1 pseudogene is annotated in these 246 nt (G+C 56.9%); it reads right to left on the bottom strand.

Going from position 1 to position 246, the window contains the following annotated elements:
- A pseudogene (locus B3H86_RS11330) lies at window positions 1-188 on the bottom strand (hypothetical protein); the annotation flags it as partial.
- Between the last annotated feature and the right edge of the window lie 58 nt (window positions 189-246).

The raw sequence follows: 246 nt of genomic DNA, 5'->3' as shown, positions 1-246 counted from the left end.
CCGCCGGTCAGGGTGACTGCCAGCCCCACCCGCCAGCTGGAGTGGGTCAGGGCCTGGATCTGCACCGGCACGGCGACGCCGAGCAGCCCCAGCGACACAATCGAGATAAAACGGGCAATAAAAACAGCGCGAAACGCGGGATGGGTTCTCAGCAGGCTGACGTTGATCAGCCAGGATTGTCGGGTCATAACAAAGCCTTAATGCGAACTTTTGATACCAGTTTTTAAGCCGCACATGCTAACATAT

This window comes from Brevundimonas sp. UBA5866 (assembly GCF_002432125.1).
GTDB lineage: Bacteria > Pseudomonadota > Alphaproteobacteria > Caulobacterales > Caulobacteraceae > Brevundimonas.
This window is presented reverse-complemented; position numbering and strand designations above follow the sequence as displayed.